This is a genomic window from Streptomyces sp. NBC_00466 (assembly GCF_041433995.1).
Lineage (GTDB): Bacteria > Actinomycetota > Actinomycetes > Streptomycetales > Streptomycetaceae > Streptomyces.
This window is the reverse complement of record NZ_CP107896.1, coordinates 2,940,512-2,955,045: the sequence shown is the minus strand read 5'-3', so window position 1 is coordinate 2,955,045 and position 14,534 is coordinate 2,940,512. Positions and strand designations below refer to the sequence as shown.

Annotated in this window: 15 protein-coding genes; 9 read left to right on the top strand and 6 right to left on the bottom strand. The window is 71.2% G+C overall.

All coding sequences use genetic code 11. From position 1 onward, the window contains the following. Positions 1-44: 44 nt before the first annotated feature. From OG210_RS12990 to OG210_RS12980, 3 genes are all read left to right on the top strand, one after another. The gene (locus OG210_RS12990) at positions 45-911 is read left to right on the top strand and encodes an alpha/beta hydrolase (RefSeq protein ID WP_328329402.1); all 867 of its coding nucleotides are present in this window, start codon (positions 45-47) and stop codon (positions 909-911) included. Positions 912-1,055: 144 nt separating this feature from the next. Next, a complete protein-coding gene (locus OG210_RS12985) occupies positions 1,056-2,366 on the top strand; it encodes a sensor histidine kinase (RefSeq protein WP_371536476.1) in 1,311 nt (436 codons plus the stop codon). After that, positions 2,363-3,034, top strand: coding sequence for a response regulator transcription factor (locus tag OG210_RS12980; RefSeq protein ID WP_328329405.1), 672 nt, complete (start codon positions 2,363-2,365; stop codon positions 3,032-3,034). Before OG210_RS12985 ends, OG210_RS12980 begins: the two co-directional genes overlap by 4 nt. A gap of 130 nt (positions 3,035-3,164) precedes the next feature. Here the strand turns inward: OG210_RS12980 and OG210_RS12975 are convergent, their stop codons facing one another. Further along, the gene (locus OG210_RS12975; RefSeq protein WP_328329407.1) at positions 3,165-3,905 is read right to left on the bottom strand and encodes a TetR/AcrR family transcriptional regulator; all 741 of its coding nucleotides are present in this window, start codon (positions 3,903-3,905) and stop codon (positions 3,165-3,167) included. 111 nt (positions 3,906-4,016) lie between these two features. On the opposite strand from OG210_RS12975, the gene OG210_RS12970 reads away from it, so the two are divergent. Together OG210_RS12970 and OG210_RS12965 are read left to right on the top strand one after the other, a co-directional pair. Continuing rightward, a complete protein-coding gene (locus tag OG210_RS12970) occupies positions 4,017-4,652 on the top strand; it encodes an NAD(P)H-dependent oxidoreductase (protein ID WP_328329409.1) in 636 nt (211 codons plus the stop codon). A 5-nt stretch (positions 4,653-4,657) separates the two neighbouring features. Further along, positions 4,658-6,088, top strand: coding sequence for an MDR family MFS transporter (locus OG210_RS12965; RefSeq protein WP_328329411.1), 1,431 nt, complete (start codon positions 4,658-4,660; stop codon positions 6,086-6,088). A gap of 14 nt (positions 6,089-6,102) precedes the next feature. Here OG210_RS12965 and OG210_RS12960 read toward each other — a convergent pair whose 3' ends face one another. Next, complete coding sequence (locus OG210_RS12960; RefSeq protein WP_371540271.1) at positions 6,103-7,722, bottom strand: ABC transporter permease; 1,620 nt, start codon at positions 7,720-7,722, stop codon at positions 6,103-6,105. 2 nt (positions 7,723-7,724) lie between these two features. Beyond that, the gene (locus tag OG210_RS12955; protein WP_328329413.1) at positions 7,725-8,690 is read right to left on the bottom strand and encodes an ABC transporter ATP-binding protein; all 966 of its coding nucleotides are present in this window, start codon (positions 8,688-8,690) and stop codon (positions 7,725-7,727) included. 110 nt (positions 8,691-8,800) lie between these two features. Between OG210_RS12955 and OG210_RS12950 the strand changes: the two genes are divergently transcribed. Further along, the gene (locus tag OG210_RS12950; protein WP_371536472.1) at positions 8,801-9,319 is read left to right on the top strand and encodes a GbsR/MarR family transcriptional regulator; all 519 of its coding nucleotides are present in this window, start codon (positions 8,801-8,803) and stop codon (positions 9,317-9,319) included. Between the two features lie 129 nt (positions 9,320-9,448). Here the strand turns inward: OG210_RS12950 and OG210_RS12945 are convergent, their stop codons facing one another. Then, positions 9,449-10,300 (bottom strand): diacylglycerol kinase, encoded by an 852-nt coding sequence (locus OG210_RS12945; RefSeq protein ID WP_371536469.1) that lies wholly within the window; start codon positions 10,298-10,300, stop codon positions 9,449-9,451. A 165-nt stretch (positions 10,301-10,465) separates the two neighbouring features. Here OG210_RS12945 and OG210_RS12940 point away from each other — a divergent pair, with 165 nt between their 5' ends. The 3 genes from OG210_RS12940 to OG210_RS12930 all read left to right on the top strand — a co-directional run bounded on the left by OG210_RS12940 (position 10,466) and on the right by OG210_RS12930 (position 12,787). Further along, positions 10,466-11,749 (top strand): adenylosuccinate synthase, encoded by a 1,284-nt coding sequence (locus OG210_RS12940; RefSeq protein WP_328329419.1) that lies wholly within the window; start codon positions 10,466-10,468, stop codon positions 11,747-11,749. A 158-nt stretch (positions 11,750-11,907) separates the two neighbouring features. Beyond that, positions 11,908-12,240: a DUF6191 domain-containing protein gene (locus OG210_RS12935; protein WP_328329421.1), complete on the top strand. Its 333-nt coding sequence runs from the start codon at positions 11,908-11,910 to the stop codon at positions 12,238-12,240. 10 nt (positions 12,241-12,250) lie between these two features. Next, positions 12,251-12,787 carry a GNAT family N-acetyltransferase gene (locus OG210_RS12930; protein ID WP_328329423.1) on the top strand — a complete coding sequence of 179 codons (537 nt, stop codon included), beginning with the start codon at positions 12,251-12,253 and terminating at the stop codon, positions 12,785-12,787. A gap of 96 nt (positions 12,788-12,883) precedes the next feature. Here OG210_RS12930 and OG210_RS12925 read toward each other — a convergent pair whose 3' ends face one another. Then, positions 12,884-14,050: a methyltransferase gene (locus OG210_RS12925; protein ID WP_371536465.1), complete on the bottom strand. Its 1,167-nt coding sequence runs from the start codon at positions 14,048-14,050 to the stop codon at positions 12,884-12,886. Positions 14,051-14,070: 20 nt separating this feature from the next. Further along, positions 14,071-14,496, bottom strand: a complete 426-nt coding sequence (locus OG210_RS12920) for an SRPBCC family protein (RefSeq protein WP_328329427.1) — start codon at positions 14,494-14,496, stop codon at positions 14,071-14,073. Positions 14,497-14,534: the final 38 nt, after the last annotated feature.

The window sequence follows — 14,534 nt, the reverse complement described above, 5'->3', positions numbered from 1 at the left end:
CTGGTCAGGGCAATCCGGCCCGCACAGAGAGAGGTTGGAGCCGTATGTCGGACGACGTAGAGGCCGATTCGGTCCTCGCGCATCCCGCCGTCGCCCCCGATGCCACCGCTGCATACGGCGAACACCCCGACCAGACCGTGGACTTCTACGCCCCGCACGGCGGCGAGGGGCCGGTCCCGCTCGTCGTCGTGCTGCACGGCGGCTCCTGGCGGCAGCGGTACGACCGCGGGCACATCTCTCCGTTCGCGGCTTTCCTGGCCCGCCGGGGCTTCGCGGTCGCCAGCGTCGAGTACCGGCGGGGCGGTGCCGACGAGGGGAGCGCAGGCCGGTGGCCCGACACCCTGGACGACGTCGCCGCCGCCCTGGACGCGCTGCCCGATCTCGTACCGTCCGCCCTTCCGCGCGCCGACCTGCGGCGGACGGTCCTCACCGGGCACTCGGCCGGTGGGCACCTCGCGCTGTGGGCAGCCGCCCGGCACGTGCTGCCGCCCGAGGCGCCGTGGCACCGGTCCACGCCGCCCTTCCGGGGGGTGGTCGCGCTGGCACCGCTCGCGCACTTCGGTCTCGCCCGTGAGCTGGGAGTGTGCGAAGGAGCGGTGGAACAGTTCCTGGCGTCCGCCGACACGGCAGCGGCGGGCACAGCGGGCGCGGACACCGCAGCCGTGGTCCGTGCGCAGTGGGCGGACCCGTCCGCGCTGCTCCCCACCGGCATCGCGACCACGGTCGTCCAGGGCCGGGACGACACCACCGTCCCGCCGCAGCTCGCCGACGCGTACGCGGACGCGGCGGCCAAGGAGGGCGAGCTGGTCGGCGTGACACTGCTCGACGGTGTCGGGCACTACGCGCCGATCGACCCGGCGGCCGACGCCTGCGCGGTGGTCGTCGCGGAGATCGAGCAACTGGCCTGGTGAGGGCGGGTCTCTGCGCCGTCACCTCACCAGCACGACTGGCCTGCTGAGGGTGGCCCCACTCCGCCGGTAGTACCTGAGGGGGACCCCGCAGGTTCCGCACCAGTGCGGACGACCGGGACAGTGCCGCCGCCTACCGTGGTGCCTGTGACCGATACAGAGACGCGGACCCCAGAGCTACAAATGGCCCAGGGGGTCCTGGCGGGCCTGCGCCAGGACCTCTTCCACGACGCCTTCGCCTACCGCCCGCTCCAGCCGATGTGGACGGACGGAGCGCCGACCGGGCGGCCACGCGGCCGGATACGGGCCCGCGCGAGGTGGTTTCCGCACGCGGTGGTGCTGGGCTTCGCGCTGCTCACGCTGGTGCTGGCCGCCCACGGCACCGCCGAATTCGACAGCCCCCTGTCTCTCGTGACCGGTCTGATCTCGGCTGGTGCGGTCGTGATGACCCTGGTCAGGCCGGTCGGCGCCTGGTGGGTGTCGCTGGTGTCCGCCCCCGTCGTCACTCTGTTCGGCAGCAGCTGGGGGTCCTGGCCCTGGCCCGACAGCGTCTTCCTCGCGCACCTCGTGGTGATGACCGTGGTCGCGGCCAGGACCAGGCCGCGGACCGCCGTCTGGATGTGGGCGGGTACGGCGCTGTACGGGTTCGTCGCGGGGGTGGTGGCGGGCCCTGGCGAGATGAACGGCTCCAACACGGCGTTGATGCTGTTCTTCTCCGCGGTCGCCCTCCTCGTCACCACGACGGTGCAGGTACGCCGCGAGGCGCATCGCGAGGTCACCGCCCAGCAGACGGTCACCGCGATCGAACGCGACCGGCGCACCCTCCTGGAGGAGCGCACCACCATCGCCCGTGAGCTGCACGACGTCGTCGCCCACCACATGTCGGTGGTCGCCATCCAGGCCGAGGCCGCCCCGTACCGGGTGACCGATCCGCCGCCCGAGCTGACCAGGTCGTTCGAGGTGATCAGGGAGAACGCGGTGGCGGCCCTGACGGAGCTGCGCCGGGTGCTCGGTGTCGTACGGGCCGAGGACTACGAGGCGCCGGACGCCCCGCAGCCCACCCTCGCCGAACTCGAAGGGCTGCTCACCAACGTCCGGGAGGCGGGTCTCACCGTGGAGAAGACGGTGACCGGCGCGGTACGTGAACTCCCGCAGGGCGTCGAGCTGTCGGCGTACCGCATCATCCAGGAGGCGCTGAGCAACACCTTGCGCCATGCGCCGGGCTCGCAGGCCCGGGTGGAGATCAGTTACGTCCTGGGCGGCCTCGGTCTGCGCGTGGTCAACGGCCCCCCGCAGGGCCTGGTCAAGCCTTCCCCCGGAGCCGGGCACGGCATCACCGGGATGCGGGAGCGGGTCACGATGCTGAACGGTGAGATCACCACGGAGAGCACGGAGGACGGCGGCTACGAGATAGCGGCGTTCATCCCGGTGCAGCGTTCCGCCGAGGAGTCCGTATGACGGACGCACCGACCATCCGGGTCCTGGTCGTCGACGACCAGATGATGGTGCGCGAGGGGTTCTCGGTCCTGCTCAACGCGATGCCGGACATCGAGGTGATCGGCGAGGCGGTCAACGGTGTCGAGGCGGTGGCCCAGGTGGCCGCCCTGCGTCCGGACGTCGTCCTGATGGACATCCGGATGCCCGAGCTGAACGGCATCGAGGCGACCCGCGAGATCGTCGCGGCGGACGAGGCGGCGAAGGTGCTGGTCCTGACCACCTTCGACCTGGACGAGTACGTCTACCAGGCGCTGCGCGCGGGGGCTTCGGGCTTCCTGCTGAAGGACGCGTCGGCCCGCCAACTGGCCGACGGCGTACGGGTGGTGGCGGCCGGTGAGGCGCTGCTCGCGCCCACGATCACCAAGCGGCTGATCGTCGAGTTCTCCCGGCTGTCGGACACCCCGAGGCAGCCCTCGCTCGCCCGCGTCGAGGAACTCACGGAGCGCGAGAGCGAGGTGCTCGTACTGATCGCGCAGGGCCTGTCGAACGCGGAGATCGCCTCCCGGCTGATCGTCGCCGAGTCCACCATCAAGACGCATGTGAGCCGGATTCTGGTGAAACTCGGCCTGCGTGACCGGACCCAGGCGGCGGTCTTCGCGTACGAGACGGGGCTGGTCAGGCCGGGGTAGCGATCACTGGACGGGTGATCGTCACTCCGTGCGCCGAGCACCCGCGGCCGACCGGGCGAGCTCCGTACGGACCGGTCTGCGGATGGGGCCTGCCCGGATTGGCCTGCCGGTCTCCGGACGGACCGGTCGCTCAGATCCCCATCCTTGCCGCGATCCCGTCCAGCACACAGTCCAGGCCGGTCTCGAACTGCCAGAGCGGATCGTCCTTGCGCCGGCTCGTGCGGAGCACCGTGTGGTAGGTCGGGTACTTCCCGGTGCCCATCAGGTACGTCATCTGCGGGGCCAGCGCGCCGCGTACGTCGTCGCCGCTGGACCAGCCCTCGGCCGTCATCGCCTGTCGCATCGCGACCTCCGCGTACGCCTGGCCGAGCGTGAAGGAGCTGACGGTGACGAAGGCCGCGTGCATCGTGTCCGCGTCGAGACCGAGGCCGTCGAGCGAGGCCAGTGCCCGTTCCATCACGGCGAACCGGGCGGGGGTCAGCGCGACCCCCGCCCGCGGTGAGGAGAGCTGACCCAGCCAGGCGTGGGCCAGGACCAGCAGCCGGGTGCCGAGTGCGACGGTGCGCAGGGTCTCCCGCCAGCCGGTGGCGTCACCGAAGAGGTCCGCCTCCGCGTAGACCCGGTCGATCATCAGCTCCAGCAGTTCGTCCTTGCCCGAGACATAGCGGTACGCCGCCATGGGGGCCACACCCAGCTCCGTGGCGAGCCGGCGCATCGTGACGGCGGCAAGCCCCTCGGCGTCGGCGATCCGTACCGCGGCGTCGGCGATCTGCCGGGAGGAGAGCGAGGCGCGGGGCGTGGGGGCCGGAGCGTCGATCCGTTCCCAGAGGCACTTCTGCCGCTGAGGCTGCGTGTGCTTTTCGGCCGTCATGTGTACAACGTATCAGCCGCAGTGGACGGCGTACACTGCGATGTGTACGTTGTACACATCCCGATACGGCGTACACGCCGATGCGGGTCGAACCAGCCTTGGGGGAGACCCATGAGTGAGAACAGCCCGACCGAGAAGAGCCATGGCGAAGACCGGGCCGCCGAGGACCGTCTCAGGGTCGCGATGATCGTGGCCAGTACCCGCGAGGGCCGGTTCGCCCCCGTCGTGGCCGCCTGGGCGCGCGGCCATCTCGACCGGCACGCCGAACTGACCGCCGACACCGTCGACCTGGCCGAGATCCCGCTGCCCACCGTCCTCCCGGCGTTCGACGGGCCCCCGCCCGAAGGCACCGCCGAGGCGCTGGCCGCTATCTCGCCCAGGCTGGCGGCGGCCGACGCGTTCGTGATCGTCACGCCCGAGTACAACCACAGCTACCCCGCGCCGCTGAAGGCCGCCATCGACTGGCACAACGCCGAGTGGCACGCCAAGCCCGTCGCGTTCGTCTCGTACGGAGGGGTCTCCGGCGGGCTCCGCGCGGTGGAGCATCTGCGGGGCGTACTGGCCGAGCTCCATTCGGTGACCATGCGCAATACCGTGAGTTTCCACGGGGGCTGGGGCTGCTTCGACGAGGAAGGCGGGGTCCGGGAACCGGCGAGCGATGCCGCGGCCACCGTGATGCTCGACCAACTCGCCTGGTGGGCACACGCGTTGCGTGATGCCAAGGCCGTCCGCCCCTACCAGGGCTGACCGCCGTGGACGGACGGCTGAGACTCGGTGTCTTCGGGCTGCTGCTCGGGATGTTCCTGGCCATGCTCGACGGGCTGGTCGTCGGCACCACGCTGCCCACCATCGTGCGCGATCTCGGCGGACTCGACCATCTCTCCTGGGTGGTGACCGCGTATCTGCTCAGCACCGCTGTCGCCACCCCGGTCTGGGGCAAGGTCGGTGACCTGTACGGCCGCAAGGGGGCCTTCCTCGCCGCGGTCGCCCTCTTCCTGGCCGGCTCGATGCTCTGCGGGCTGGCCCAGTCGATGGCGCAGCTCATCGTCTTCCGGGCGGTCCAGGGGCTGGGCGCGGGCGGCCTGATGGTCGGCGCGATGGCCGTCATCGGCGTGCTGATCGAGCCGCGCGAGAGCGGGCGCGTCCAGTCGATGATCGGCGTGATCATGCCAGTGGCGTTCATCGGCGGCCCGCTGATCGGCGGGTTCCTCACCGACCGGCTGAGCTGGCGCTGGACGTTCTACGTCAATGTGCCCGCGGGTGCGGCGGCCCTGCTGATCGTCGGCCTGTTCGTCCCGCTGCGCAGCGAGCGGATCAGGGCGCGGATCGATGTCGCGGGCATCCTGCTGCTGACCACCGGCATTCTGGCGCTCACCCTGCTCGCGACCTGGGGCGGCTCCACGTACGCCTGGTCCTCGCCGCAGGTCCTGGGACTGGGTGCGGTCGGGGCTGCCGCGCTGATCTGGTTCGTACGGGTGGAGCGCACCGCGGCCGAACCCGTCATCCCGCCGAGCCTCTTCCACAACCGCAACTTCACCCTCGCCCAGATCCTGAGCTTCCTCTCCGGCGCGGTCATGCTCGGCGTCATGACGTACCTGCCGCAGTACCTGCAACTGGCCGGCGGCACGAAGGCGACCGAGACAGGGCTGCTGCTGCTCCCGCTGATGTTCGCCATGCTCGCCGTGCAACTGGCCGTGGGCCGGCTGATCAGCCGCACCGGCCGCTACCGCGTCTACCCCGTCCTGGGTGGAGCCGTCCTGACGCTGGGCGCGGTGCTTCTGCTGCTGCTCGGCGCGCATACGCGGACGGTGGTCGCCTCCGCGCTCACCGTCGTGGTGGGGTCCGGCATCGGGTTCCTGATGCAGAGCACCATGGTCATCACGTTGAACAGCGCCGCCCCGCGCGACATGGGGGCGGCCAGCGGCACCGTCATGCTGCTGCGGACGATCGGCGGTTCGCTCGGGCTCTCGCTGTTCGGCGCGGTCTTCACCTCCCGCCTCGGCGGCCGTACGGCGGGCGCCGAGGGCTTCGGGGAGGCGGTGGCGAGCGGGCTGCACGGGGTGGCGGCCGGGTGCGCGGCGCTGGCCGCGGTCGGGTGCGCGGTCGCCTGGTACGTACGGGAGGTGCCGCTGCGGTCGGCCGCGCCCCCGGCCCCGGATGACGCGGTGGCATCCCGAGGTTGACCGGGGGCGGGGTCTCAACCGCTCATGTCGCGGCGGCGCAGCGCGGCCAGCCCCGCCGCGGCCAGCGCCGCCGCGATCGACGTCAGCACCAGCACCGGCGGCCAGTCCATCCTCCCGCCCGGCAGTTTCGGCAACTGCCCGAAGGGTGACAGGTCCAGGACCGGCTGCGGGAGGTCGAGCGCAGGGCCGATCCACCCCAGGGCCAGCGCGAGGCCGGCCACCGCCCAGGCGGCCGGTGCGGCCTTCGGGACGGCCCCGTACAGCAGGACCGTGAGGCCGCCGAGCGCCCAGACCGCGGGGAGCTGGGCCAGGGCGGCGCCGATGACCGGGCCGGGGCGGTGTCCGTACCCCACGGCCAGACCGGTGCCGCCCGCGAGCAGTACGGCCGCCGAACCGGCGAAGGCGACGATCAGATGGCCCGCGGCCCAGCGGAGCCGGCCGACCGCGCCCGCGAGCAGCGGTTCGGCGCGCTGGGAGGTCTCCTCGCCGTGCAGCCGCAGCACCGAGGCGACGATGAACAGTGCCGTGACCATCCCCAGCATCCCGGTGATCGCGGCGAGGAACGCATCGGTCAGGCCGGAGTGGCCGCCCATCCGCTGGAAGATCTCCCGGGTGCCCTTGTTGTCGCCGACCAGGTCCGCGGCGCCGTCCGCCATCCCGCCGAAGACCATTCCGGCGAGCAGGAACCCGGCCGACCACCCGAGGACGCTGCCCCGTTGGAGCCGCCAGGCCAGCGCACCCGCCGTGCCGAGTCCGCCCCGCGCGGGCCCCGGGCGGGCGGGCAGGAAGCTCAGGCCGATGTCACGGCGGCCCGCGAGGGCGTACGCGAGCACCGCCTGGATACCGACGGCTGCCGCCAGGACCAGCAGCAACCACCAGCGTTCGGCCGCGTAGGGCCGTACGTTCTCGGCCCAGCCGATCGGCGACAGCCGGGTCGCCACGGCAGAACCGTGGTCGGATGTGGCGTCGCCCGCCGCCTTCAGTACGTACGCCGCACCGATCACCGCCGCGGTGATCCCCTTGGCGGCCCGCGCGCTCTCGGTGAACTGCGCGGCGATGGCCGCCGTACAGGCGAAGAGCATCCCGACACCGGCCACCGCGAGGGCCAGCGCCACCGAACCGCCGCCCGGTGCCCCGGCCGCGACCAGCGCGGCGACGGTCACCACGGCCAGCGCGGTCTGGGCGGTGAGGGCGGCCAGCAGCGCGGCGGTGAGCGGCGCCCGCCGTCCGACCTCGGCCGATGAGAGCAGTTCCTGACGGCCGCTCTCCTCCTCCTCGCGGGTGTGGCGTACGACGACGACCAGGCTCAGTATGGCGGCGAGCGCGGCTCCGAAAGCGGCCATCTTCCAGGCGGTGATCCCGCCGAGCGAGTCGTTGAATACCGGTCCGTAGAGAGCTCGCAGCGAGCTGTTGGCGTTCATGGACCTGGCCAGATCGGCGCGTTCGGCGGCCGTTCTGTACAGCGACGAGGTGGAGGAGGCGACGGACGAGTAGGAGGCGCCGAGCGCCAGCACCCATACCGGCATCATGATCCGGTCACGGCGCAGGGCCAGCCTCAACAGGGCACCGGTGCCGGTGAATTGGTGAGCGCCCCGGCCGGTGGAGCCGGCTCGCGGCGGGGCGGCGACGGTGATCGTCACGACATCGCCCCTTCGGCCGGAGTACGCGGGTGAGTGGGCGGGTGGGTGTGCGGACGGGTCGGCGACGAGTCGTCCGCCCCTGCCGCGTAGTGCCGCAGGAACAGTTCCTCCAGCGTCGGCGGTGTGCTGGTCAGCGACCGCACCCCCGCCGTGATGAGCGCTCCGAGCACCGCGTCCAGCCGGTCCGTCTCGGCCTGGAGCCTGACGTGGGTGCCCCGTACGTCGAGGTCGTGCACCCCGGTCAGCTGCGCCAGCCCGTCCGGCACACCGGCCAGTTCGGCGACGATGCTGGTGCGGGTCAGATGCCGCAGCTCGTCGAGCGAACCGGTCTCCACCGTCCGCCCCTTGCGGATGATGCTCACCCGGTCGCAGAGCGACTCGGCCTCGCTCAGGATGTGGCTGGAGAGCAGGACGGTCCGCCCCCGGTCGCGTTCCTCCCGTACGCACTGCTGGAAGACCTCCTCCATCAGCGGGTCGAGCCCGGAGGTCGGTTCGTCGAGGATCAGCAGATCCACGTCGGACGCGAACGCGGCGACCAGAGCCACCTTCTGCCGGTTGCCCTTGGAGTACGTACGGCCCTTCTTCGTCGGGTCCAGCTCGAACCGGTCGAGGAGTTCCGCCCGGCGCGCAGCGTCGAGGCCGCCGCCACGCAGCCGCCCGTACAGATCGATGACCTCGCCGCCGCTCAGGTTCCGCCAGAGGGTGACGTCGCCCGGTACATAGGCGATGCGCCGGTGCAGCTCGACCGCGTCGCGCCACGGGTCGCGGCCCAGCAGCTGCGCGGCCCCCGAGTCCGCGCGCAGCAGCCCGAGCAGGATCCGGATGGTCGTGGACTTGCCGGAGCCGTTGGGCCCGAGGAAGCCGTGGACCTCGCCGGTCTCGACGGTGAGGTCGAGGCCGTCCAGTGCGGATGTCCGGCCGAACGACTTGTGCAGTCCGGCGGCTGTGAGTGCCTTGGTCATGTTTCTGAAAGTACAGTGATTTCACAAAGTTGTGAACTTAAGGAAGTTAAGGAAACGTATAAACTCGGACGGGTGGCAGGGACCGGGGACGCTGGGGAGAAGATCCAAGGATGACGACGAAAGACACCGGCCCGGTGAACAGCGACAGCGCCGGCGCACAGGCTGCGGACGGCGCGGTCTCCCGCTTCGTCGAACGGTTCGCCGCGCAGCTCGCCGACGCCGGGATGCAGCGGATGCCGGCCCGTATCTTCGCCGCGCTGCTCGCCTCCGAATCCGGCGCGCTGACCTCGGCCGAACTGGGCGCACAGCTCAAGGTCAGCCCTGCCGCGATCTCCGGCGCCGTCCGCTACCTCGCGCAGGTCAACATGGTCACCCGCGAACGCGAACCGGGTTCGCGCCGGGACCGCTTCCGGGTGCACAGCGACCAGTGGTACGAGGCGCTGACCAGCCGCGACATGGTCATCAAGCGCTGGGAGGACGCCCTGCGCGAAGGGGTCGCGAACCTGGGGCCCGACTCCCCGCAGGGGCGGCGGCTGGGCGAGACGCTGGCCTTCTTCGAGTTCCTGCACGGGGAGCTGGCGGCGCTGATGGAGCGCTGGAACGTGGAGCGCGAGAAGCGTTTCGGCTGACGAACCACGGTGTGCGCCCCGCGCCGCCCGTGTCGCCCCGCGCCGCCCCGCGCCGGCGGTTCACACCGCGGCGCCGCGGGCAGCGCCCCCAGGGGCCTGGGGGCGCGGGCAGTGCTTCCAGGCCGCGGTTCACACCGCGACCGCGGGCAGCGTCAGCCCCCACACCCCCGCCCGCACCATCCACGTCCGGGTCCGTACCGGGCCGCCCACCAGGCCGTCCCTGCGGTACCGGAAGTCAGCCCCGGAAACCGTCACCGCCAGCGCCTCAGCCGTCAGCCGGTCGCCGGACGGCAGCTCGATGGCCACCTCCGCCTTCCCCGCGCCGCCCCGCGACGAGACCCGGACCCCCGCCACTGGCCGGTCCAGATCGGCCAGCAGGACGCCGTCCGCCTCCACCCGCAGCCGCTGCACCCGGGGCGCCTCCGGCGCGGGCGCCGGGCCGACGAGGGTCCGTACGAGCGAACGGCAGGTGCCCCACACCGAGTGCGCCCCTTCGCCGTCCGCGCCCGGCGTCCCGGAGCGCGGGCCCGGCACCGGGATCCGCAGATCGCCCAGCACCACCGCGTCGCTGTCGTCCACCAGCAGGTCCAGCCAGCGCACCGCACCGTCGAGCACCGACCGCGCCGCGGCCACCGCGCCCTCCGGGACCCCCAGCGACCGCGCCAGCTCCAGCGCGGGCGCCGGGCCGACCGGCACCAGGGACAGGGCGCCGCGTGCCCGGTCGCGCTCACGGTGGAGCAGGGTCACCGCCCTGAGCAGCGCCCGGTCGTCACCGACCACCACGAGGCGCCGGTGGCCGCGTCTCGCGAGCGCCCGCGCGAACTCCTCCGGCCCCTCGGGCAGGCAGATCTTGGCGTGCGCGCCGGCGCACAGCACGTCCTTCGCGATCCGTACGGATTCGCCGTCCGCACGGCGGGCGACCGGGTCGATGACCACCAGCAGCTGATGCTCGGTGCTCGCTGGGGGATCTGGAGCCGACACCTCGGTCCTTCCTCGGGTAGCATCTTTGTGCAAGAGCCCCTTGCGCTATTGCGCCAGGGGCTTCGTCTATTCCGGGGCAGCCGGTTCGACGGTTCAGGTATCGGCGTACGCCAGACGTGCGCCCCCTGACCTTGGACATGCCCCGCCCGGAAGGGGTGTACGCCTGTGCCCGCACTTGTGCTGCTCGGTGCTCAGTGGGGTGACGAGGGCAAGGGAAAGGCCACCGACCTCCTCGGTGGATCCGTGGATTACGTGGTGCGCTACCAGGGCGGCAACAATGCCGGCCACACGGTCGTCGTAGGCGACCAGAAGTATGCGCTCCACCTCCTCCCTTCCGGAATCCTCTCGCCGGAGTGCACTCCGGTGATCGGTAACGGAGTCGTCGTCGATCCAGCGGTCCTGCTCTCCGAGCTGAGCGGGCTGAACGACCGCGGCGTGGATACGTCCAAGCTGCTGGTCAGCGGTAACGCGCATCTGATCACGCCGTATCACACCACCGTCGACAAGGTGACGGAACGGTTCCTCGGCAAGCGGAAGATCGGCACCACAGGACGGGGCATCGGCCCGGCCTACGCCGACAAGATCAACCGCGTCGGTATCCGCGTCCAGGACCTCTACGACGAGTCGATCCTGGAGCAGAAGGTCGAGGCCGCGCTCGACGGCAAGAACCAGATCCTCGCCAAGCTCTACAACCGGCGCGCGATCGAGGCCGGCCAGATCGTCGAGGAACTGCTCGGCTACGGCGAGCAGATCCGCCCGTACGTCGCGGACACCGCGCTCGTCCTGAACAAGGCGCTGGACGAGGACAAGGTCGTCCTCATGGAGGGCGGACAGGGCACGCTCCTGGACGTCGACCACGGCACTTACCCCTTCGTCACGTCGTCCAACCCGACCGCGGGCGGCGCCTGCACCGGCACCGGCGTCGGCCCGACGAAGATCACCCGGGTCATCGGGATCCTCAAGGCGTACACCACACGGGTGGGCGCGGGACCGTTCCCGACCGAACTCTTCGACGAGGACGGCGACAAGCTGCGCTCGGTCGGCCACGAGTACGGCGTCACGACCGGTCGCGACCGCCGCTGCGGCTGGTTCGACGCGGTCATCGCGCGCTATGCGACGCGGGTGAACGGGCTGACCGACTTCTTCCTCACCAAGCTCGACATCCTCACGGGCTGGGAGCAGATCCCGGTGTGTGTGGCGTACGAGATCGACGGCAAGCGGGTCGAGGAGCTGCCGTTCAGCCAGACGGACTTCCACCACGCGAAGCCGGTCTACGAGTACCTGCCCGGCTGGACCGAGGACATCACGAAGGCGAAGACCTTCGCGGACCTGCCGAAGAACGCGCAGGCGTATGTGAAGGCGCTGGAGGAGATGTCCGGCGCACCGATCTCGGCGATCGGTGTGGGCCCGGGCCGGACCGAGACGATCGAGATCAACTCGTTCATCTGAGGGGCCTGAGGCCCTTGAGGCCCTGAGGGACACCGCAGCACACTGCGCGGCGGCCGACCTGTTGCTCTGGTGACGGGTCGGCCGCCGTCGCGCGTCCGGCCGTGCGCGGCATCCTCCGAGGGCCCACCGAGCGGCCCGTTGTTCCGCATACTGCCGGTATGGGATTCGTCGTCTTCATGACCTTGCCCGGACTGGTCATCCTGCTGACCGGAGTCGCCTTCGTCGACCAGTTGCTGTTGCGCGCCGGGCGGGCCGGTGTGCTGCCGTGGCGGATCTGGGCACGGCAGGGCCAGATATCGGCCACCGGGTTCGAGCAGCTGCACGCGACCCTTTCGGCGGGGAAGCAGAACGAACTGAAGGAGCGACAGTCGTCGCTGGTCCTGCGGGACGACGAGGACGACGGGGCGCCGCCGAACCGGACGATGATCGATCTGGAGAGCGGGACCGCGGTCGTCCGGATGCCGGTCCAGGACACTGCGGGCGTGCGATAGGTTGCCCGCCATGTCTGAACTAGGTTCCGCCGCTTGGCCACCCGCCCCGATCAAGACCGAGCGGCTCGTGCTCCGCGAGTCCGAGGCCCGGGACCGGGCGGCGACCATCGAGCTGCTCGCCTCGCCGGAGGTGAGCGCCTACCTGGGCGGCCCTCGGCCGCGTGATGAGTGCGAGCGCGAGTTGCCCGAGATACCCGGGAGGCGCCCCGGCCTTTTCGTGGTCGAGCTCGACGGCGAGATGATCGGCACCATCGAGCTCAACTGGCGCGGCCCGGAGCATCGGAGCCGTGTCCGTCCGGATTCGGCCGCGCTCGGCTACCTGTTCCTGCCGGAGGCGTGGGGGCGCGGGTACGCCGCCGAGGCGTGCGCGGCGGCGCTCGGCTGGTTCGCCGACGCGCTTCCCGGCGAGCCGGTGGTGCTCTTCACCCAGACCGCCAACACCCGCTCGATGCGCCTCGCGGCGAAGCTGGGGTTCACCGAGGCGGAGCGGTTCGAGGCGTGGGGCGCCGAACAGTGGTGCGGCGAGTGGTCCCCGGTCACGCCGTAGGCTCTGTTGATGTGCCCCTCGACCGGTCGGGGGCGATGATGCGATACCCCGCAATTCCCGGGCCCCACAGCGGAGTTGTGACGCCCGGGGAGTGGATTACCGCTTCACGGCCCGCAGGATCACGAACTTCGGGTCGCTCGTCACGACCCGGCAGTTGCCGAACGTGCGCTGGAGCATGACGTGGTAGCTGAGGTGCCGGTTGCCGACCACCCACAGCTCGCCCCCGGTCCGCAGCGCCTCGCGCGCGCCGCGGAACATCCGCCGGGATGTCTGGTCGCTGGTCGCCTGGTGGGTGTGGAACGGCGGGTTGTTCAGTACGAGGTCGACCGAGCCCGCCTCGACACCCGCGAAGGTGTCGCCGATGCGGAACTCGGCCGGGGCGTCGGGGCCGAGGTTCTTCCGGAAGGTGGCCTCGGCCGATGCGACCGCCTGGAACGACTCGTCGGTGAAGATCACTTCGGCCCGCGGGTTCGCCAGCGCGACGGCTGTGCCGACGACTCCGTTGCCGCAGCCCAGGTCGACCACCCGCTCCGGACCCTCGTACTGCGGGAGGTGCGGCAGGAAGAAACGGGTGCCGATGTCGAGGCGTTCGGCGCAGAACACCCCGGCGTGGTTGACGACGGTCCGCCCCGACGCGGCCCCGACGCCGGTGGGCAGCTCGTAACTCCGCGGCCAGGGGCTGGGGCCCGGGGTGAGCGACGGGTCGGGGGTGCAGAAGATCAGCCGGGCCTTCTTCGCCGCGAGGGACGTCTTCGTGACCCCGATGATCTGCTCGAAGAGCTTCAGGGTCGAGGTGTGGATCTCCTTGACCATGCCGGTGCCGACGACGACGGTCCCGGCGTGCACGGCGGGCGCGAGCCGGTGCAGCTGGTCCTCAAGGAGCGCGAGGCTCTTCGGGACCCGGACGATCAGCAGATCGATGCGTTCCGGCGGCGCGTCCTGCGTGGAGAGCAGCCGCACGGAGCCGGCGCCGATCGAGTTCCGCTCCAGATTGGCCCGGGTCGCCTCCTGCCCGAGGAAGGAGTCGGTGATCTGGACGACCTCGCCGGCCGCGCCCTGTACCGCCCCTGCGAGCGCGGTGGTGAGCGCGCCCCACCGGTCACCGGCCACGACGGTGGTCCCCGGGCCCGCGGGGGCCCCGTTCTCCTCCAGGTGGCGCAGGAGATATTCGTCAGCGGCGTCCCAGGCGCGCAGCTGGTCGCGGGGGTCCTCGGGGAACCGGGTGAGGGCGAGCGAGCCTGATGACGTCGGCAGATGGTTCATTGCCGACCAGGCTAGCGGCCTCAGGAGGCGGCCGTCTTCTCGGCCAGTTTCTGGAATTCGCCCAGGTCGTAATTTGCCAGGGCGGAATCGAGGTTGGTGAGCGCGCCCAGGTGCTCGACGAAGCCCTTGGGGTCGTACTCGATCTGGAGCGCCACCCGGCTCGTCGTGTCGGTGAGGTGGTGGAAGGTGACCACGCCGGCATGGTGGACGCCTTCGATGGTCCGCCAGGCGATCCGGTCCTCCGGCACGACCTCGGTGAGTTCGGCGACGAAGTTCTTGTCGGCGCCGGGCAGCTCCAGCTGCCAGGCGAAGCGCTTCTCGTCCATCGGCTCGACGAGGCGTACGTGGCTCAGGAAGGCGGGCCAGCGGGTGACGTCGCTCCACAGAGCCCAGCTCACGGCGACCGGGGCGTTGATGTCCACGGTCTCGATCAGCGATGACGACATGCGTGCCTCTCTTCTCTGCGTCTTTCTTTCGCGGGCTC

What these genes read in the sequence shown, in the direction of transcription:
- OG210_RS12990 (WP_328329402.1), top strand. Translation starts at nt 45, where the DNA reads ATGTCGGACGACGTAGAGGCCGATTCGGTCCTCGCGCATCCCGCCGTC.
- OG210_RS12980 (WP_328329405.1), top strand. Translation starts at nt 2,363, where the DNA reads ATGACGGACGCACCGACCATCCGGGTCCTGGTCGTCGACGACCAGATG.
- OG210_RS12975 (WP_328329407.1), bottom strand. Translation starts at nt 3,905, where the DNA reads ATGACGGCCGAAAAGCACACGCAGCCTCAGCGGCAGAAGTGCCTCTGG.
- OG210_RS12970 (WP_328329409.1), top strand. Translation starts at nt 4,017, where the DNA reads ATGAGTGAGAACAGCCCGACCGAGAAGAGCCATGGCGAAGACCGGGCC.
- OG210_RS12955 (WP_328329413.1), bottom strand. Translation starts at nt 8,690, where the DNA reads ATGACCAAGGCACTCACAGCCGCCGGACTGCACAAGTCGTTCGGCCGG.
- OG210_RS12950 (WP_371536472.1), top strand. Translation starts at nt 8,801, where the DNA reads ATGACGACGAAAGACACCGGCCCGGTGAACAGCGACAGCGCCGGCGCA.
- OG210_RS12935 (WP_328329421.1), top strand. Translation starts at nt 11,908, where the DNA reads ATGGGATTCGTCGTCTTCATGACCTTGCCCGGACTGGTCATCCTGCTG.
- OG210_RS12930 (WP_328329423.1), top strand. Translation starts at nt 12,251, where the DNA reads ATGTCTGAACTAGGTTCCGCCGCTTGGCCACCCGCCCCGATCAAGACC.
- OG210_RS12925 (WP_371536465.1), bottom strand. Translation starts at nt 14,050, where the DNA reads ATGAACCATCTGCCGACGTCATCAGGCTCGCTCGCCCTCACCCGGTTC.
- OG210_RS12920 (WP_328329427.1), bottom strand. Translation starts at nt 14,496, where the DNA reads ATGTCGTCATCGCTGATCGAGACCGTGGACATCAACGCCCCGGTCGCC.